The 18,972-nt window shown below is 63.5% G+C and carries 20 protein-coding genes; 2 read left to right on the top strand and 18 right to left on the bottom strand.

The window, feature by feature from the left end; translation table 11 throughout:
• The first annotated feature begins 289 nt into the window (after positions 1-289).
• Positions 290-1,147 (top strand): LysR family transcriptional regulator, encoded by an 858-nt coding sequence (locus NDB2M4_RS17875; RefSeq protein WP_072377494.1) that lies wholly within the window; start codon positions 290-292, stop codon positions 1,145-1,147.
• A 12-nt stretch (positions 1,148-1,159) separates the two neighbouring features.
• Here the strand turns inward: NDB2M4_RS17875 and NDB2M4_RS17870 are convergent, their stop codons facing one another.
• The 5 genes from NDB2M4_RS17870 to NDB2M4_RS17850 form a co-directional block, all read right to left on the bottom strand.
• Positions 1,160-1,450 carry an acylphosphatase gene (locus tag NDB2M4_RS17870; RefSeq protein WP_072377492.1) on the bottom strand — a complete coding sequence of 97 codons (291 nt, stop codon included), beginning with the start codon at positions 1,448-1,450 and terminating at the stop codon, positions 1,160-1,162.
• 25 nt (positions 1,451-1,475) lie between these two features.
• Positions 1,476-1,862: a RidA family protein gene (locus NDB2M4_RS17865; protein ID WP_072377490.1), complete on the bottom strand. Its 387-nt coding sequence runs from the start codon at positions 1,860-1,862 to the stop codon at positions 1,476-1,478.
• On the bottom strand, positions 1,862-3,865 hold the full coding sequence (locus NDB2M4_RS17860) for an acetyl-CoA carboxylase biotin carboxylase subunit (RefSeq protein WP_072377488.1): 2,004 nt from the start codon (positions 3,863-3,865) through the stop codon (positions 1,862-1,864). The genes NDB2M4_RS17865 and NDB2M4_RS17860 overlap by 1 nt, the downstream gene beginning before the upstream one ends.
• A 178-nt stretch (positions 3,866-4,043) precedes the next feature.
• Positions 4,044-5,144: a hypothetical protein gene (locus NDB2M4_RS17855; protein ID WP_244536219.1), complete on the bottom strand. Its 1,101-nt coding sequence runs from the start codon at positions 5,142-5,144 to the stop codon at positions 4,044-4,046.
• Between the two features lie 97 nt (positions 5,145-5,241).
• The gene (locus NDB2M4_RS17850; protein WP_072377486.1) at positions 5,242-5,574 is read right to left on the bottom strand and encodes a hypothetical protein; all 333 of its coding nucleotides are present in this window, start codon (positions 5,572-5,574) and stop codon (positions 5,242-5,244) included.
• Between the two features lie 368 nt (positions 5,575-5,942).
• Between NDB2M4_RS17850 and NDB2M4_RS17845 the strand changes: the two genes are divergently transcribed.
• Complete coding sequence (locus NDB2M4_RS17845; protein ID WP_072377484.1) at positions 5,943-7,046, top strand: DUF1236 domain-containing protein; 1,104 nt, start codon at positions 5,943-5,945, stop codon at positions 7,044-7,046.
• Between the two features lie 43 nt (positions 7,047-7,089).
• Here NDB2M4_RS17845 and NDB2M4_RS17840 read toward each other — a convergent pair whose 3' ends face one another.
• The 13 genes from NDB2M4_RS17840 to NDB2M4_RS17780 form a co-directional block, all read right to left on the bottom strand.
• Positions 7,090-7,413: a YARHG domain-containing protein gene (locus tag NDB2M4_RS17840; protein ID WP_072377482.1), complete on the bottom strand. Its 324-nt coding sequence runs from the start codon at positions 7,411-7,413 to the stop codon at positions 7,090-7,092.
• Between the two features lie 269 nt (positions 7,414-7,682).
• A complete protein-coding gene (locus tag NDB2M4_RS17835) occupies positions 7,683-7,982 on the bottom strand; it encodes an EF-hand domain-containing protein (RefSeq protein ID WP_072377480.1) in 300 nt (99 codons plus the stop codon).
• Between the two features lie 125 nt (positions 7,983-8,107).
• Entirely contained in the window at positions 8,108-8,902 is a 795-nt protein-coding gene (locus tag NDB2M4_RS17830; protein WP_072377478.1) for an SDR family NAD(P)-dependent oxidoreductase, read from the bottom strand.
• A 221-nt stretch (positions 8,903-9,123) separates the two neighbouring features.
• Positions 9,124-10,656: an acyl-CoA carboxylase subunit beta gene (locus NDB2M4_RS17825; protein WP_072378291.1), complete on the bottom strand. Its 1,533-nt coding sequence runs from the start codon at positions 10,654-10,656 to the stop codon at positions 9,124-9,126.
• 159 nt (positions 10,657-10,815) lie between these two features.
• Positions 10,816-11,160 (bottom strand): hypothetical protein, encoded by a 345-nt coding sequence (locus tag NDB2M4_RS17820; protein WP_072377476.1) that lies wholly within the window; start codon positions 11,158-11,160, stop codon positions 10,816-10,818.
• A gap of 238 nt (positions 11,161-11,398) precedes the next feature.
• Complete coding sequence (locus tag NDB2M4_RS17815; protein ID WP_072377474.1) at positions 11,399-12,163, bottom strand: ATP12 family chaperone protein; 765 nt, start codon at positions 12,161-12,163, stop codon at positions 11,399-11,401.
• Positions 12,160-12,840, bottom strand: a complete 681-nt coding sequence (locus NDB2M4_RS17810; RefSeq protein ID WP_210186568.1) for an HAD-IA family hydrolase — start codon at positions 12,838-12,840, stop codon at positions 12,160-12,162. The genes NDB2M4_RS17815 and NDB2M4_RS17810 overlap by 4 nt, the downstream gene beginning before the upstream one ends.
• On the bottom strand, positions 12,840-13,841 hold the full coding sequence (locus tag NDB2M4_RS17805) for an RluA family pseudouridine synthase (protein WP_072377470.1): 1,002 nt from the start codon (positions 13,839-13,841) through the stop codon (positions 12,840-12,842). Before NDB2M4_RS17805 ends, NDB2M4_RS17810 begins: the two co-directional genes overlap by 1 nt.
• 258 nt (positions 13,842-14,099) lie before the next feature.
• Positions 14,100-14,336 (bottom strand): hypothetical protein, encoded by a 237-nt coding sequence (locus NDB2M4_RS17800; RefSeq protein ID WP_072377469.1) that lies wholly within the window; start codon positions 14,334-14,336, stop codon positions 14,100-14,102.
• A 26-nt stretch (positions 14,337-14,362) separates the two neighbouring features.
• A complete protein-coding gene (locus NDB2M4_RS17795; protein ID WP_072377466.1) occupies positions 14,363-14,911 on the bottom strand; it encodes a type VI secretion system amidase effector protein Tae4 in 549 nt (182 codons plus the stop codon).
• Positions 14,912-15,025: 114 nt separating this feature from the next.
• Entirely contained in the window at positions 15,026-16,348 is a 1,323-nt protein-coding gene (locus NDB2M4_RS17790) for a replication-associated recombination protein A (RefSeq protein ID WP_072377464.1), read from the bottom strand.
• A gap of 5 nt (positions 16,349-16,353) precedes the next feature.
• Positions 16,354-17,793, bottom strand: a complete 1,440-nt coding sequence (locus NDB2M4_RS17785; RefSeq protein WP_072377462.1) for a Do family serine endopeptidase — start codon at positions 17,791-17,793, stop codon at positions 16,354-16,356.
• Positions 17,794-17,940: 147 nt separating this feature from the next.
• Positions 17,941-18,969 (bottom strand): NAD-dependent epimerase/dehydratase family protein, encoded by a 1,029-nt coding sequence (locus tag NDB2M4_RS17780; protein ID WP_072377461.1) that lies wholly within the window; start codon positions 18,967-18,969, stop codon positions 17,941-17,943.
• Between the last annotated feature and the right edge of the window lie 3 nt (positions 18,970-18,972).

The raw sequence follows: 18,972 nt of genomic DNA, 5'->3' as shown, positions 1-18,972 counted from the left end.
CCCCCGTGATCTCCTGGGGGAGATCGTTACTTCTTCTTCTTCTTGGCGGCGGCCGGCTTCTTTGCAGGAGCGGCCTTCTTCGCAGCGGGTTTCTTCGCTTTAGCAGCAGCCATGGTAGTGGTCCTTCCTCTGTGAACCCGGATGCGCGGAGTCGAATCGGATTCGATCCGGCCGGGACGAAGATCAATTTGGTGAGAATCAACCCCTTTCACAAACGGAATTTTCCGGTGATCACTATCGAAAATTTCGATAGATAGCTTTTGTCAGTGTTCAGTGCTTCGATGAGCCAATGGACGTCACGCTAGCGCGCACATTCCTGATGGTCGCCGAGATGGGCAGCTTCATCGATGCTGCCCGCAAGATGAACATCACGCAGTCCACCGTCTCGGCTCGCATCAAGGGCCTCGAGGAGATGCTCGGCAGGCCGCTGTTTGCGCGCTCCAAGTCTGGCGCCGAGCTTACGACCGCGGGGGAGCAGTTCCAGAAGCATGCCCTGGCCCTGGTGCGCGTGTGGCAGCGTGCCCAACTCGAAGTCGGCACCTCCGATCAACACAGCGACCATCTCGCCGTCGGTGCACCCGGTGTTTTCTGGGATGGATTCTTGCTGCGATGGGTGTCGTGGCTGCGGTCAAGCATTCCCGGGATCGCCGTCTCAGCAACCAGCGGCCTATCGGTTCTGCTGACGCAGCGGCTGATTGAGGGCTCTCTCGATCTGGCGGTGATGTACCGGCCCATGCAGCCGCCTGGACTGATCATCGAGCACCTGTTCGATGAGGAGTTCATCCTGGTAACGAGCGCTCCGGCCACGCAACGGCGGACGTCGGCGGACTATGTATTCGTCGATTGGGGCCCGGATTTTCAGCAAGATCATGCTGCGGCCTACCCTGAGTTTACCAATCCGGGGCTCAGCCTCGACCTCGGGCCGGTGGCGCTCGACTTCCTGTTGGCCAACGAGTGCTCCGGCTATTTTCCCTCGCGACTCGTCCGATCGCACATCGCGCGCGGACGCCTGCGGCAGCCGAAACGGGCGCGCAAGTTCGTCTATCCTGTGTACGTGGTCTATCCGGAGGCGCGCAACGAAGAGGCCTACGAGCCAATTCTCAAGGGACTGCGGCAGCACGCGACCAAGTACGCTCGCCCTGCCTGAGGCGGTGAAGTCCTAGACGGTGGGCCGGACCTCGAAGCCCGCAAAGGCGCCAACGCCCTCGCCCAGGATCTCGACGCGATCGACACGCGCGGCGGGCGGTCCGCTTCGGCAAAGTGCGAGTATCTCCTCGACCGCCGCATCTGGTCCTTGGAGCACCGCCTCGACGGAGCCATCGAGCCGGTTGCGCACCCATCCACGAAGAGCGAGGCTCACCGCGGTCCGCTCGACGAAGGCGCGGTAGCCGACGCCCTGCACCCGGCCTTCGACGCGGACGTGGACGGTGCGCGTGGCCGGGTCTGGCATTTGAGGCGCCTCCGCGAGGCGAGGATCAGTCCGCCTTGCGGGCGGTGACCTCGATCTCGATCAGCATCTTCTCGTCGACAAGGCCGGTCACCATGACGGTGCAGGCCGGGCGGACGTCGCCGAAGTACTTCTGCAGCACCGGCCAGATGGGCTCGAAATCCTCGCGCCGCGTCAGCAGGTAGTGCACCCGCACGACGTCGGAGAGCGACGACCCAGCCTTTTCGAGGGCGGCGGCGATGTTTTTGAAGCACTGGTCGGTCTGGGCAACGATGTCATCGGAGATGGTCATCGTCGCGTAATCGAAGCCGGTGGTCCCGGAAACGAACACCCACTTGCCGTCGACGACGGCGCGCGAGTAGCCGATCTTCTTCTCGAACTCGGAGCCCGAGGAAATGAGGTGGCGTTTGGACATCAGGCGAACTCGAGAATAACGGCGTCGACAGCGAGGCTGTCACCGGCCTTGGCGTTGATCTTGGTAACCTTCCCGTCGCGCTCGGCGCGAAGGATGTTCTCCATCTTCATGGCTTCGACGACGGCCAGTGCGTCGCCGGCCTGGACTTCCTGGCCTTCGGCAACATGGATCGCCTTGACGAGGCCCGGCATGGGGCAGAGCAAGAACTTCGAGGTGTCGGCCGGCACCTTTTCGGGCATCTCGGCGACGAGAGCGGCCTCTCGCTCGGTGTAGACGTACACCGGCACCTGAATGCCGCGGTAGGAGAGCTTCACACCGTTGAGGATGGCGCGCACCTGAACGGCGACCTCGTCGTCACCGACCATGCCTTTCCAGACCGGGTCTCCGGGACGCCAGTCGGACTTGAGCACCAGCTTGCCGCCGGATTCCGGGAAGTCGACGCTGTAGCTGCCCTCGGCCTCATCGACCTCAACGGCGATGTTGGTCTTGCCGACGTTTGCGATGCGACGGCGCGCGAACTGCACCGGGCGGCCGGTCATCTGCTGAGTGATTTCGCGGCGTCGGACGTTGTTCTGATAGTCGATTACAGCCGCCACGGCGGCGACGACGCGAAGCTCATCGCCGGCGGCTTCACGCGGGATGAAGCCGTCGGGGAACTCTTCCTTGATAAAGCCCGTCGACAGCGCGCCCTTGCGCCAGCGCGGATGCTGCATGAGGGCGGTCAGGAACGGAATGTTGTGCTGGATGCCGTCGATATAGAAGCTGTCGAGTGCCTCAGCCTGGGAATCGATGGCCTCGAGGCGCGTCGGGGCGTGCGTCACCAGCTTGGCGATCATCGGGTCGTAGAACATCGAAATTTCGCCGCCCTCGAACACACCGGTGTCGTTGCGGACCGTGACGCCGTCCTTGGTGCCTTCCTCGGGCGGACGGTACTTCACCAGACGACCGATGGAGGGCAGGAAGTTGCGGAATGGATCTTCGGCGTAGACACGGCTCTCGACCGCCCATCCGTTCAGCTTCACATCCGACTGCTTGAAGGGCAGCTTCTCGCCGGCGGCGGAGCGGATCATCAGCTCGACGAGATCGACGCCGGTGATGAGCTCGGTGACCGGGTGCTCAACCTGGAGGCGGGTGTTCATCTCCAGGAAGTAGAAGCTCTTGTCCTGACCGGCGACGAACTCGACGGTGCCGGCGCTGTCGTAGCCGACGGCCTTGGCGAGGGCGACGGCTTGTTCGCCCATGGCGCGGCGGGTCTTCTCGTCAAGGAGTGGTGACGGGGCTTCCTCGATGACCTTCTGGTTGCGGCGCTGGATCGAGCACTCACGCTCGGCGAGGTAGATCACGTTGCCGTGCTTATCGCCGATGAGCTGAATTTCGATGTGGCGCGGGTCGACGATGAACTTCTCGATGAACATGCGATCATCGCCGAAGGAGGCCTTAGCCTCGGACTTCGCCAGCGGGAAGCCTTCTTCGACCTCCTTGCTGTTGTAGGCGATACGCATGCCTTTGCCACCGCCACCGGCAGAGGCCTTCATCATCACGGGATAGCCGATCTCCTCGGCGATCTTTACCGCGTGCTTCTCGTCGGAGATCTCGCCCATGTAGCCGGGGACGGTCGAGACCTTGGCCGCTGCGGCGGCCTTCTTGCTCTCGATCTTGTCGCCCATTGCGGCGATGGCATGGGGATTGGGGCCGATGAAGACGATGCCCGCCTTCTCAAGCGCGATGGGGAATGCCTCGCGCTCGGACAGGAAGCCGTAACCGGGATGCACAGCTTCGGCGCCTGTCTGCTTGCAGGCTTCGACGATCTTGTCGATCAGCAGGTAGGATTGGGCTGCGGGGGGCGGTCCGAGATGGACGGCCTCGTCGGCCATTTCCACATGGAGCGCATCACGGTCGGCATCGGAATAGACGGCGACGGTCTTGATGCCCATCCTGCGCGCCGTCTTGATGACGCGGCAGGCGATCTCGCCACGGTTGGCGATCAGAATTTTCTTGAACATAACCCCTATTGGTCCACTGAGTGGGCCTGCCCGCAAGACGGGGCCGCAGCCGATTGCAGCTCTCGTTCTAGACGGCCATTTTAGTGTCGTAAACTGGCCAGCCCCGGCAAAAGCGCGCACTGAGTGGTCGCAAACCGCGTTTACGATCCGCAACCACCGATTGCCCCGTCAATTGGGCTCAGGCGGCGTGTGCGAGGCGGGCAACGGTCGCCTGCAGGGCCGGGTGAATGTGCGGGGTTTCCCGCTCCAGATAAGCCACCAGCGCGGCTTCGTTGGGGCTGAGACGCCCGTCGCGGCCGATTCGCTCGGAGAGCCAGCCAGCCTCGAGGGGTTCGATTTCCTCGTTGGTGATGATCTCCACGCGCTGCTGCTCGAGGCGCGCCAGAGCCCGTTCTTCGGAGGACTGCTCGCGGTAGGTGGGCCGGACTGCTTCCAGGCTCGAAGATACCATGGCGGAGAGCAGCGCCAGCGGAGACAGCTCACCCTTTGCTTCCATAAGCCAAGCGTCGCGGCGGAGGGCTTCCTCGCGCGTTGGGGCGGCGTGGCCTGAGACCGCCATAACGACGTTGGTCACGGCTTTAACGTAGAGATCGGTCCAGGCGGCATTGGCCTCGGGATCGGCAATCGCCTCGTTAATATCGAAAAGCTCGTCGGCTTCGGCGCGCGTGATGGCGATCGGGCGGTCACCGCCATGGGCGTAAAGAATGCGGCGGATCTGCTCGACATCGCTTTCGCGGATGGTACCGGGCTCTTGGGTTGCACCAACACGAAGCGGCCCCTTGCCTTCGGTGATCGCGAGCTTGACCTGCTGCAGGGCGAGGCGCGTGAGACTGACCGGTGACCAGCGCGCCTTGTCGATGACGCGCACCAGGAGATCGAAGTCGGTCCGGCGCGCAATGATGCCCTGGGGGGCGATGCGGTCGGTCAGGCGCTTGGCTTTCTCGACAGTGAGGTAGCCTTCGGGCTCCAACTGCGCGACGAAATAGTCGGCGAGCGTATCGACGTAGAAGCTCGGCCAGCTGCGGTGCTGCTGCTGACAGGTCTCATTGAGAGTGATCAGCGATTCTGCTTCGTCGGCGCAGATCACGTAGTCGGCGTGCAAAGCGCTCTTAAGGCGCAGCACATCGACGTCCTCGATCGCTCCCCGCTGCAACATTTCGGTAATCGATAGCGACTGCAACGCGCTCATCTCTCTCCGCCCCGCCAACATGAACTCGATGGCGGCAGAGTAGGTAAGCGGACTTACCAATTGGCTAACGGCTGCTTCGCTACGGCGCATTCATTTGTCCCTCGGCCGGGCAAAAAAGGGGGCCGCTGTGGTGTGCGGCCCCGAGGTGAAGACGGAGGGGTAGTGCCTTGCGCGTTGATCCGCCGCCTTACTTGCCCACGCGTGGCAGAAACCAAGCGCGCTCGCGGCTGTTGTACTTCTTCTCGGCGATGCTGGCGGAGGCCTCGTTCTGCATGCTGCGGAGTTCGCGGCGCTCGGACTTCGTCAGGTAGCCCTTGTCGCGGTAGGCATCTTCGGTGCGTGCGATACGCTTTTGCTCGGCGCGCAACTTCAGGCCTTCGGTCCAAGTGATGGAGCCGGTCTGACGGCCCTGCTCGATGCGGTCGGCCTGCTGGGCCTGGCGGCGGGCGATGGTGTCAGCGGAAGCCACGGCGGTCGTGGCAACGAGAGCCGTAGCAGCGGCGAGAATGATCTTCTTCATGGTGTCCACCTCTTCGGTTAGAGCCGCCCCCCTTTCGGTGCGGCGTGTTCGATGGGGTGGAGAATGGATTCTTCGCTTTGAACTCGTTCTGAATGGCGATTACAGGTGCCGTTCATGTTGCCAGCGGCCGATCTGGCGCTCGACGAAGCGCGGAACGGGCGGGCACGGCCGTGACACACGACGGAACGGGAGCGCGCGGGGAGAACGGGCGCTCATAACGCTGCCCACAGCGTTCGCGTTCACGCCGAACATGATTCTTATTCGAATTGCCCCGCAGCCCCGTCGAACGGGAACACATTCCCGGCTCTCCCGTTGCCGCTGCACCAACGCGCAACGAGCGCAATTCGAACGTCAATTGGAGAGCTTACATGAGAACGATCGCGAGTTTGCTCGCAGTGCTTTTGCTCGGCACAGCGAGTATGGCCATCGCGCAGGATGGACCGAAGGCCCGTGGCAACGATGCGGGAGGCCCAGGAGGCGGTCCAGCCGCTGAGCGCGGCGGCGGTCCCGACATGAACGTTGAGCGCGGCGCCAAAGGTGACGGCGGCGGTGCGGGGCGCGCCATGGAGCGTTCCAACGAGCAGAGCGCAGACAGTCCGCGGCAGCGTGAGCGGTCGCAAGCCAAGAGCGATGAGCCCTCCGAAAAGCGAACTTCAAAACACGAAGGACGCAACGCCGACAAGGAGCGCAGCGTAAGCAAGACAGACAAAGCTCGCCCTTCCGACGACAACGGCGACAAGTCAAAGTCGCAAGAAAAGGCGGCTGCCGCTGATAAAGCCGAGGGCAAAGAGGACAGGCAAAACGCCAAGACGGAAGACAGCGCAGCTGGTAGCAAGCAGTCCGAAGCGAAAGGCCAAGATAGCGCGGATGAGCGCGCTGAGAGCAAAGCGTCCGGCGATAGGCCAGCCAAACGCATCAACCTTACTGAGGCAAAGCGCGACGGGTTGCGCAGCGCGTTCAGCAAAGAAAAGAACCTCAAGCCGCGTGCTCATGTCGACGTCAATATCTCGGTGGGGCGTCGGTTGCCTCGCGATTGGCACTATCGGCCCGTTCCGATCGCTGTGATCGAGATCGTGCCGGAGTACCGCGATTACGTTTTCGTCTATGCCGACGACGAGTATGTCATCTGTGATCCCGAAACCTACGAGGTCGTTGCGGTGGTCCCGGCAGGCGGGGCCCGATATGCGAACAATCGGTCTGGCGGGTCGGATCGTTGCTCCGCGCGCCTCAGTCTCAGCCGGGACGAACGGGAGATGATCCTCGACGAGGTGCGCATGAATGACGAGGTCGACGTGCGTGACCTGAAGGTAGGTTGGAGCGTACCCTCGAATGTCGAGCTGAAGCGGTTTTCGGATGAAGTCACCGTGCATTCCGACGAACTGAGCGCCTGCCGCTACTTCGTTGCCAGGGACCAGCTGGCCATCGTCGATCCAGTCGAGGAGAAGGTGATCCTGGTCATCGATAAGGGTTGACCAGTGGATCGGCGGGGGCTTCCCCGCCGATCATTTCTCCCGGTCAGCAGCCGCGGCGTTTTTCGATCGATTGGATGATGCGGATATTGGCGCGCTCGTAGTCATTGAGCGGGACCTCGTTTTGATCCCCGTAGCGGCAGTTCTCGTTGCCGAACTCCTCGATGCCGCGCTTGGTAGAGAAGCAATAGCCGCGCGAGGCAAAGATGCCGTTGCGGACCGTCCAGAGCTGATCGCAGCCAAGCTTTTCTGCGTCGAGCGCACTGATGTTGCGGTCCTGGACGCAGCCAACGACCTCGTAGCAAAGGTCCCCAGCCAAGGCTGGGCTCGAAACGAGTGAGACGGCAGCGAGCACGAAAAGGCGTTTCATCGACAGCCTCCAATACGACTGCAAAGCCGCAGGCAGTCTAACCAGCTGCCGGGCTTCCACTAAGCCCAAAAAGTTCAAACCCCCGGCGTCCGGAGACGGCCGAGGGTTTGCTTGCGGGGGATGGGAGGCGCCTATTACGCAAAACTCAATCGGCGACTTTGATCGAGCTGCTACGCAACACAACTACAAGACTTGCAGCTGGCGACGTAGCGCGCTCCCCGCGCCCGAGTTCCCCGGCTCAAACATTTTTATTCGAGGAAGCTGCCAGACTATTGCGCCGCGAGATATTCCTGCCAGGTGATCAGGCCATCGCCATTGCTGTCGACTTTTGAGAAGGCGCGGCTGTAGGCGTCGTTGGCCTTGATCTTGGCCGCACGGCCAATCTGCGCGGCAGCGTTCAGATCAATGAACGTCTTGAACTCGGCGGCGCTGAGGGAGCCGTTGCCGCTGGTGTTGGCGGTCTTGAAGTTCTGCTCGGCCTGCTGCAGCGCGGCGGGTGCCAGCTCAGCATGGGCGCCGGCACTGAAGGCGGTGAGAAGGGCGACGACGGCGAGGGGGAATTTCGGCATGGTGTGGTCCTCTGAGAGAGAGCAATGCCGAAGCTGTAGCTCCCTCCTCCAAGGCGCATAACTGTAGCTTTTCACTCGGATCGCCGGGCGCCGTCCTGTCCGTCACCCGTGGGCCACAGAGACGGTCAGAGGATGGACCTGACGACACCGCCATCGACACGGAGTGCTGCGCCGCTGGTGGCCGATGCTTCCTTGGAGGCGACATAGACGACCATGTTGGCGACCTCATCGACGGTGGCGAAGCGGCCGATGATTGAGGACGGCCGGTGCTGTTTGACGAACTCTGCTGCCATCTCATCGACGGTGCGTCCGTCCTGCTTGGCCATGGATGCAAGGAAGTCCTCAACGCCTTCGGAGCGCGTCGGGCCGGGCAGCACGGCGTTGACGGTGACGCCGGTTCCGGCGGCGAGTTCGGCAAGACCGCGCGAGACGGCTAGCTGGGCGGTCTTCGTGGTTCCGTAGTGCACCATCTCGGGCGGGATCTGCACGGCCGATTCCGATGAGATGAAAACAACGCGGCCCCAGCCGCGGTCGATCATGGCCGGCATCAGCGCGCGCGAAAGGCGGATGCCCGACATGACGTTGACCTCGAAGAAGCGGGTCCATTCGGCATCGGGGATATCGAAAAAGGGCTTCGGTTCAAAGATGCCCGCGTTGTTGATGAGGATGTCGACGGTGCCGACCGCCGTGACGAGGGCGTCGCAGCCGGCAGCGGTGCCGACATCGGCAGCGATGCCGCTGATCTTGGCGGCGGGCAGTTCTGCGGCGAGCTTGATGACCGCGCCGTCGACCTTCTCCTGCTTGCGGCCATTGATGATCACCTCGGCACCTGATGCGGCGAGGCCCTTGGCGATGGCGCGACCGATACCTTCGGTCGAGCCTGTGACGAGTGCCGTCTTGCCTGAAAGGTCGATGTTCATGGGGGAGCCACCAGGGGATTGGGATGCTGCGTTCAGGTTGGCACCCACCCTCCCGATGTCAACGCCCCACCCTGCGATCGTGCGCCTGCGCCACCAACCCCACCTCCGTCATGGCCACGAAGGTGGCAAGGCGCCAAGGGCACCCGGCGCGAGCACCGATCACCGCGGGCGGAACGCGAGAAGCAAAACCATGCTTCTCGCAGATCGTGTCAGCCCCCTGATCAGAGCGGGATGTTGTCGTGCTTCTTCCAGGGGTTCTCGAGCGTCTTGTTGCGCAGCATGTTGAGAGCCCGACAAACCCGGCGGCGCGTGCCGTGCGGCAGGATCACCTCGTCGATGTAACCGCGCTCGGCGGCGACGAACGGGTTGGCGAAGCGCTTCTGGTACTCGTCGATGCGCGCCTTGATCTTGTCGGGGTCCGACAGCTCGGAGCGATAGAGAACCTCGACCGCACCCTTGGCCCCCATGACGGCGATCTCGGCGGTCGGCCAGGCATAGTTGATGTCGCCGCGAATGTGCTTGGAGCTCATCACGTCATAGGCGCCGCCGTAGGCCTTGCGCGTGATCACGGTGATCTTCGGAACAGTAGCCTCGGCGTAAGCGAACAGCAGCTTGGCGCCGTGCTTGATGAGGCCGCCATACTCCTGCGCGGTACCGGGAAGGAAGCCCGGGACGTCGACGAATGTGAGGATCGGAATCTCGAAGCAGTCGAGGAACCGCACGAAGCGGGCCGCCTTGCGCGAGGCATCTGAATCGAGCACGCCGGCCAGCACCATCGGCTGATTGGCGACGATGCCCACCGTACGGCCTTCCATGCGCGCAAAACCGGTGATGATGTTCTTGGCGTAGTTCTCCTGCACCTCGAAGAAATCCGCCTCGTCCACGACTTTGAGGATCAGCTCCTTCATGTCGTAGGGCTTGTTCGGATTGTCGGGGATCAGCGTATCGAGCGAATGGTCGAAGCGGTCGGGGCTGTCGGCGGTCGGCAGCGCCGGTACGCCCGACTTGTTGTTCGACGGCAGGAAGTCCATCAGGCGACGCATCTGCAGCAGCGCCTCGACGTCGTTCTCGTAGGCACCGTCGGCGACCGACGACTTCGACGTGTGCACCTTGGCACCGCCGAGTTCCTCGGCGGTGACGGTTTCGTTGGTGACGGTCTTCACGACGTCAGGGCCGGTGACGAACATGTAGCTCGTGTCCTTCACCATGAAGATGAAGTCGGTCATGGCCGGCGAGTAGACGTCGCCGCCAGCGCATGGGCCCATGATGACGGAGATCTGAGGGATGACGCCCGAGGCCATGACGTTGCGGGTGAACACCTCGCCATAGCCGCCCAGCGCGTCGACGCCTTCCTGAATGCGGGCGCCGCCGGCGTCGAACAGACCGATGATCGGCGCACGGTTCTTCAGCGCCATATCCTGGATCTTGGTCATCTTGCGAGCGTGGCTCTCCGAAAGCGAGCCGCCCAGGACGGTGAAGTCCTTGGCGAAGACGTAAACCACGCGACCGTTGATGGTGCCCCAGCCGGTGACGACGCCGTCGCCCGGGGTCTTGTTCTTCTCCATGCCGAATTCGGTGCAGCGGTGCTCAACGAAGGTATCGAACTCCTCGAAGGAGTTCTCGTCCATCAGGAGCTCGATGCGTTCGCGAGCGGTCAGCTTGCCGCGCTTGTGCTGCGCGTCGATGCGGGCCTGACCGCCGCCGAGACGTGCGTTTGAACGGCGCTTCTCGAGCTCTTCGATGATGTCCTTCATGAATGGTCCCTCGTGCACACGCGTCGCCTTCGGACACGCCAACAGCGCTCATAGCATGCTGTTTCGGCGGTGCAAACGCGGGCGCGAGGGACCCTAGATGCGACGTTTCGGGCAGCGGCCGACCTCCATGGGGGTCCGGCCGCGAAGGGAGCGGCGGGGTCAGCCCGAGAAGCGAGCCCGCAGGCACTGGCGCAGGAATTGGGCGCCAAACCAAATCTCGGCCACGGCGGCTACCAGGAACGGGATGCCGATGGCCAGGACGGCCCAATCGACGAAGGCCGCAGAAGCGAGGCCATAGTGACCGGCGAGCTGGACCATCGACCAGAGGCTGAGCATCGCGATGATAACCATCGAGGTGCGCATGAAATTGGTGTGGTCGCGCCAGAGAAATGCGTTGAGCGGGCTATTGCGCACTGAGGGGCGCAGGTTGGCGAGGATGATCAGAGGCATCCCGATGGCAACGAAAAAGTTGAGGTAGAGATCATAGGTTCCGAGGGGTTGCATAGGCTTATCCTTCCGGGGTCTGGCGGTATTGCTATGGCAAGAGGCAAAGGCGTTACGGTCGTCGGCCGGCCCAAAGCAGGAAGGGCACTGCGGCGATGACGATCGCTAGGATGATGAGGTCGAAAAGGCTGAGCATAGGCCGCTCCATCGGTTCTGGCTCTGTTTGGCCATAACCCTAGGCGGCATCGGGGGGCGGGGATGTTCCGCACGGAACAGCCCGGCAAATCTCTTTAAGACTTCAATCGGCTGCGAGAAGATCGAGGAATTGGCTGGCGGCCAGCATCTCGCGGCGACGGCGCTCGCGGCGCTCGGTGGCCTCGACGTCGACGCCCCAGCGCGCGATCTGCCAGTCCTCATCGATGTGGGCGGCGTCCCAAGCTTCCTCGGCGGACAGGCGATCCTTGGCGACGGCGAGCGCAAGGAATGCCGAGCCTGTGAGCGTGGTCATGACATGAAGGGCCGCGAGCTGCATGGCGTCGTAGGGGGCGACAAGGTCCTCGATACGCTCAAGCGCGAAGCGGTTCTGCGTCACCGGCATGACGCCTTCAGCCAGGAGGAAGCGAGCCCCCGATTCACCCTCGATCCAGCTCAACAGTGGATCCCATATGCGGGCCTGCTGTTCGGCGAGGGTGGCGGGCGCCTCGGCGCGGTAGCACAGTAGATCGCTGCCGGCATAGCGGACGATGTCGGAGGCGACTTCGCGCAAGCTGCCGCTGACGCCATCGATGGAAGTGATGGCGAGCTTGGACAACGGCATCCTGGATGGGTCGATGTGCGCGTCCTGGGCTGCCCATTCGGCAGCGATCGCCTCGGCCAGGGCGCGGGTCGGGACGATGAGAAGCTGCTTCTTCGGTGTGCGCACGGCCCTGCCATCAAGCAGGATCTGGAAGCCGCCGCCCGGTGCGTCGCCCACGGTCACGTCGGTATAGAAGCGCTTGGGCAGTGGCGGCGTCAGTTGGTCCTTGGGAATGTTGGGTACGTCGCGCTTTTTTTCCTCGCTCATGCTGCGTTCTCCCGCTGTGCGAAGAATGCATCGATTTCGTCAGCCAGGGAGTGGCTGAGTTCGATCACGGAATGGGCGCCTGCGCGGTGCAGGTCGGGAATTGAATGATAGCCCCAGCCGACGCCCAGTGCTCCAGTGCCGGCGGCGCGCGCCATGGCCATGTCAAAAGTTGTGTCACCCACCATCACGGTGCGTTCCGGATCGACGCCCGTTTCGGCCATGGCGGCGTGCAGCATCGATGGATGCGGCTTGGACGGGTGATCGTCGGATGTCTGCACCGTAACGAAGCGCCCTCCCCAGCCCTCGCGTTCAAAGAGGCGGTCAACGCCCTTGCGCGACTTGCCGGTGGCGATGCCGAGCATGATGTCGTCACGGCGGCCGAAGGCTTCGATGGCGGCAGCGATGCCTTCGAACAGCGGCTCATGCAGTTCGGGCTCGCGGCGGATTTCAAAGAATGCCGATTTGTAGCGCGCGACCATTTTGGCGCGCAGTTCCTCGTCGGCGTCGGGGGCCAGGGCCAGGATTGCTTCGGGCAAAGAAAGCCCGACAATGGAAAGCGTCGCTGCGCGTGCGGGCGGCGTCAGACCGAAGCCGGTGAAGGCGTAGTTCATCGCCTCGCAGATGCCATTCTGGCTATCCACCAGCGTTCCATCGCAATCGAGGACGATCAGCTTCATCACTTGTCCTCGTCGTAGCGATCGGCGTCGAGGCCAAGTATCTCCCACGTTTTCAGCATGTGCTCGGGCAGCGGCGCGGTTACATCGATCTTGCCGCCAGTGAAGGGGTGCGGCAGCACCAGACGGCGCGCATGCAGGTGCAGCTTGTTGTCCATCTGCTCGGCGGGCAGGTTTTCATCGCCGCCGTATTTGTTGTCGCCGCAGATCGGGTGGCCGATGAGTGCCATGTGGGCGCGCAACTGATGCTGGCGGCCTGTCACCGGCTTCAGCGATACCCAGGCGGCCTTGTGCGCGAGGCGATCGATGACGGAGTAGTGCGTGGTCGCGTGCATCGCTTCCTTCTGTTCGCCGGGGAGCGCTTTGCGCACGCGGTCGCCATCGGGGCCGGCGGCCTTCACCAACGCGGCTTCGACCTTGCCCTGCGGAGGCTTCGGAACACCCTTCACCAAGGCCCAATAGGTCTTAGCGGCAGAGCGGGTCTGGAACACGCGGCCGAGCTTGGCCGCGGCGTCGCGGTGCTTGGCGACGAGTAGCACGCCGGTCGTGTCGCGATCGAGGCGATGGACGAGGCGGGGGCGTTCGCCGCCGAAGCGGTCGGCCATGCCTTCCAACATGCCGTCGATGTGCTTCTTGGTGCCGGTGCCGCCCTGCACTGCGAGGCCGAACGGCTTGTTGAGCACAAGCACGTGGTCGTCCTCGAACAGGATCATCTTCTCGATGCGGTCGCGGTCGGCCTTTGAAACGCCCATTGCCGGCTTCACGCCGGTGGCAGTTGCAGCCTTGGGCGCGGCGCGCACTACGGCCGGAACACGGATCTGGGCGCCGGCTTCCAGGCGCGCGTTCGCTTCGGCGCGGCGGCTGTTCACGCGCACCTGGCCGGTACGCAGCAACTTCTGCAAGTAGGAGTAACCCACCTCGGGGAAGTGCACACGGAACCATCGATCGAGGCGCATGTCGGCCTCGCTCGCCTTTACTTCGATGGTTTCAACGCGATCGCTCATCAATGATCCTGTCCGGGCTGCCAGCCGCTTTTGTGCGATGGCCTAGGCGTACCGGGCTCTGATGTCCAGCCTCACCCAGGCCGAACCTAACCCGCGCTCGGCCCAGTGGACCAGTCTGGAGACCGTCCGCGCCGCGCGGCGAGCATGCCCCAGCGATGGTTGACAGGATTTGACCAAGGCCCGATGCGGCGCTGTTGCGCCGGTGAAAACCCGCCGCTGAGCCGGTAACGGGTTCTCGCCGCTGGTAACGTGCGGCCGCTAAGCCGCCGGCTTACTGGACCGGCCGGCACCGCCAACGATCCAACCGAGAAGCCAGCCGACAAAAAGGCCCGTGACGATGGTCCCGATGAACGAGAGCATGTGCAGGTTCTCGGCATCGTCGGAGCTGTCGAACGAGCGATGCGCAACGACCCAATCGGCCACGGACGAGCCGAGGAACACGGCGGCCAATCCGGCGCCGACGATCGCAAATAAAATGGCAACGATGTAGCGCATGCTTGTGCCCCCTCAGCGCGGCGCGCTCACTTCACTTCCCAGAACCAGATCTCGCCGGCGTTGGCGTAGTTGGAGTAGTAGCCGAGCCAGGAGAACCACTCGAGCAGCCACTTCGCCGACGAGCGGTAGCCGTTCCATACGTCGATGTGATCGCCAGTGGGGCGTCCGCTGTCGCTGCTGCGCTTCCAGTAGTCCTGGAAGTAGATGATGCCGGTGCGGCCGAAGAGCTTTGGATAATAGTGCGCGGTTTCGGTGCCGGTAATCTTCTCGACGCGGCCGATGCCGGGAATGTTGGCGTGCGCCAGCGCGTTGGCGAGCTGGTTGGCATTGATGAAGTGCATGTCGGAGCGCGGATGCACGGCGCATGAGGCGCAGCCGCCGATCTGGCTGTCGGTCACGCCGGCGCGGCGCAGCGCGACGCCCAGGCGGATCGCGCATTGATTATGGAATACGGGAAAGCCCATTGCGACGTGCTGGCCTTCCATATTGGTGAGGTCGTGCGGCGCGATACACGGCGTCGTCACGGACTCGTTGATCGGGTGTCCGCGCCAGAGATCGATGAACCGGACCGTCATTGCATCCCCCGTCTACTCTTCGATCAGTATAGGTATGAACCGTGACGGGGTGAACTCAGGAATTCGCGTGGCAGCGCCGAAGCTTAGACTGGGCGATGCCACGCTCTCGCCGCCTTATGCCTTGCCAGGTTTGCGCTTGGCGCGGAGGTCGGCCCAATAGGTGAGGCGCTTTTTGATGTCCCGTTCGAAGCCACGCTCTGGTGGATCGTAGTACTGCGGGCGCGTGCCGAACTCGTCGGGGAAATAGTTCTGACCCGAGAAGGCATTCTCGGTGTCGTGGTCGTATTCGTAGCCGCCGCCGTAGCCCTCCTCCTCCATCAGCTTGGTGGGAGCGTTGAGGATGTGCTTGGGCGGAGCGAGAGAGCCGTGCTCCTTAGCGGCACGCATGGCCGCCTTATAGGCGACGTAGACGGCATTCGATTTGGGTGCGGTGGCGAGATAGATGGTGGCCTGCGCCAGGGCCAGTTCGCCTTCCGGGCTACCGAGGAAGTCGAACGTGTCCTTGGCGGCGAGCGCCTGCACGACGGCCTGCGGATCGGCGAGGCCGATGTCCTCGACGGCCATACGCACGAGGCGGCGGGCGAGGAATAGTCTGTCCTCTCCGCCATCAAGCATGCGGGCGAGATAGTAGAGCGCTGCGTCGGGATCGGAGCCGCGCACGGACTTATGCAGCGCGCTGATCAGGTTGTAGTGCCCCTCGCGCGATTTATCGTAGAGCGGCGCGCGCCGCTGCACCAACTCGCTGAGGGCGTTGCGGTCGAGCGGCGCCTGGCCCGGCGCTACGGCAGCGAACACCTCGTCCGCGAGATTGATAGAAGCGCGGCCGTCGCCATCGGACATCGCGATGAGCGCCTCGCGCGCATCATCGTCGAGCGGCAGCTTGCGCTTTTCTTCCCTCTCGGCGCGCTGCAGCAAGTCCTCGATGGCTTCCGGTCCTAGGCGGTTGAACACCAGCACGGCGGCACGGCTGAGCACGGCGCTGTTGAGCTCGAACGACGGGTTCTCGGTGGTGGCGCCGACGAGCGTGATAGTGCCGTCCTCCATGTATGGGAGGAAGCTGTCCTGCTGGGCGCGGTTGAAGCGGTGAATCTCGTCGATGAAGAGCAGCGTGCCCTTGCCAAGTTCGCGACGCGACTTCGCACGGTCGAAGGCTTTGCGCAGATCCTGCACGCCCGAGAAAATTGCCGAGAGCTGTTCGAACTCCAGCTGCGTTTCGTGCGCAAGCAGACGGGCGACGGTCGTCTTGCCGGAGCCTGGCGGTCCCCACAGGATGAGGCTGGGCAGGCGCCCGCTTTTCAGCATGCGCGTCAGTGTGCCGGTCGGGCCGACGAGGTGATCCTGGCCGACGACCTCGGATAGTTTGGTCGGGCGCAGACGATCGGGGAGCGGCCGAGGCGCTCCCTTCTCCAATCCGGCAGCTTCGAACAGCGTTGCCACGCGTTTTAGCCTGAAATCTGCAGCTTCATGGTGCGTCCACCGCGCTTGATGGTGACGCTCCACAGACGCTGTGGTTTGCGGGTGATCTCGTCGAGCATGATCACATCGGTGATCTTGTCGGGACCGACCTGAAGGATCACGTCGCCGGGCTGGAAGTCGAGGCGCGAGGCGACACCGCCTGAGCGCACAGCCACGATGACGACGCCGTCGGTCTCGTCGAGACTGAACTCGTCGGCGACGCTCGGAAGGATATTCGACACGCGCGCTCCGTCGAAGGGATGGTTGCCCGACAAATTGCGCACATCATCCTTACCGGGCTTGGGGGCCGGCAGCAGGGGCAGGTCGACCTTGACGACGCGGCCGTTGCGGATGACTTCGAGACGGCTGGTGTTGCCGATGCCGCGCGTCGTCAGGCGGTAGTGCACGGAGTGCGCGTCGGCGACGTCGAAGCTGTCGACGGTGATGATGACGTCGCCGAGCAGGAGCCCAGCGCGCGCGGCGGGACTGTTGTTGGTGAGGCGCATCACGACCGCGCCCGAAACGCGGTCGAGCTTCAGCAACTGCGCTTTCTCGCGATCGACGGTTTCGAGCTGGGCGCCGAGCCAGGGCCGCTCGATCTTGCGTCCGGCTATGGCGTTGTCGGCGACGAGGCGCACGAGGTTCGAGGGAATGGCGAAGCCGATGCCGACCGAGCCGCCCGACTGGGAAAAGATCATCGTGTTGATGCCGACGAGTTTTCCGTTCATGTCAATGAGAGCGCCGCCGGAGTTGCCGGGGTTGATGGCCGCGTCGGTCTGCAGGAACACCTGCGTATCCGACTGCGCCATCTCGGTGCGTGCGAGCGCGGAGATGATGCCGCTGGTCACCGTCTGGCCGACGCCGAACGGGTTGCCGATGGCGAGCACGACATCACCGACCTCGAGCTTGTCGCTGTTGGCGAACTGGAGATAGGGGAAGTCGTTGCCGCCCTTCTCGATCTTGAGCACGGCGAGGTCGGTGCGTTCGTCCTGGGCGATGATGCGTGCGTCGTACTCACGCTTGTCGAACAGCGCCACGCGGATCTGCGTATCGGAGCCGCCTTTGATGACGTGGGTATTGGTGACGATGACGCCATCGGGGCTGATGATCACGCCCGAGCCGAGCGACTGCTGGATGCGCTCTTGCGGGAGGCCGAAGCCGCCACGACCACCGAAGAAGCGCTGGAAGAAGGGATCGTTAGCGAAGGGCGAGAGCGAGGTGCGCACGCGAGAGCGCACATAGACGTTCACCACTGCCGGGGTCGCCCGTTTGACGATCGGCGCGTAAGAGAACTGCAGCGCCTCACGCGAGGGCGGGACTTGGCGATCTTGCGCCTCGACTGCCGGGGCCGCGAACGGGCCGACAACGGCGCCGAGACCGAGGAGGATGGCGAGAGCGGAAAATTGGAAGCGTTTCGGCATAGTCATCCCTGGTCTTGGTCCTTTGCACGGTTTGACGGTGCGGGTCCTCTTTTGTTCCAGAAGCTGAGGCCGCGGATGACATAGCATAGCGCGGCGCTTCGTGGCGCTGACGTGACGACGCTGCCCGCGAAAGTCCATAGACCCGAAAATCGGTCAGATAACCTTCAGGGCCCGAAGGCTGGTGGCGGCGGCGGTAACCGCCTCCTGGGGGGAGCGGAACGTCTGGCCCAGGATTTCGCGTGCCTTGGCGTTGGAAACCGGCCGGGGGAAGCCCAGGTCCGGCAGCACAGCCCTCAGGCGATTATCGAATACCGCCAGAAGCCGCACCAGGAAATCCGGCATTTCCCCGCGCGGGACCTTTTTCGATATATCGGGCAGCGCCTTCGCAACCATCGCGGCCACGTCGATCAGGCGGACAAAACCGTTTGCGGTGATGAAGCGCTGGCCGGCCGCGCCCGGCGTGATCATGGCGAGGGCGTGGGTTGCCGCCACGTCGCGCACGTCGCTGACGGGGAAGGCAATCTTGGGTGCCAATGGATAGGCCCCGGTGCCGATGAGGCGGATCACTTCGACCGAGGTCGAAAGGTCGGTGTCGGGAGCGGGGCCTAGGACAAAGGCTGGATTGATCGTCACCAGCTCGGGCGCCCCTGGCGTCGATGCCACGTAGTCCCATGCGGCACGCTCGGCGAGCGTCTTCGAAATGGTATAGGGCGAGATATCCGGGCGCTCTGGATTGGTCCAATCGGTTTCGTCGAACACATGCCCGCGCTCGGCTTCCGGCCAGGGCGTGGTTATGGCAACGATGGAGGACGTCTGCACGACGCGCTTGACGCCGGCCTTGGTCGCGGCCTTCAGCACCCGCAGCGTTCCCTCACGCGCGGGCTGCACAAGCTCGTCGACGTGCTTCACGGGGCGGATCGGAAAGGGCGAGGCGACGTGCACGACGAAGGTGCAGCCGTCGATGGCATCGTCCCAATTGTCGTCGCTGATAAGATCAGCGGGGACGAGCTTGACGTTTTCGACGGGGGCACCGGCGCTGGCGATGCCGCGCAACACCTCTTGCTCGCGCGCGAAATTGCGTATCGTGCCGCGCACTTCGTATCCCTGGCGGGCGAGTTCGGCGATGACGTGCTTGGCAATGAAGCCGGAGGCGCCGGTGACCAGAACCTTCTGCGAAGCCATGTG

The sequence above is a fragment of the Hyphomicrobium sp. NDB2Meth4 genome, assembly GCF_900117445.1.
Lineage (GTDB): Bacteria > Pseudomonadota > Alphaproteobacteria > Rhizobiales > Hyphomicrobiaceae > Hyphomicrobium_A.
The sequence above is the reverse complement of the archived record's forward strand: the minus strand, read 5'-3'. Positions and strand labels throughout refer to the sequence as shown.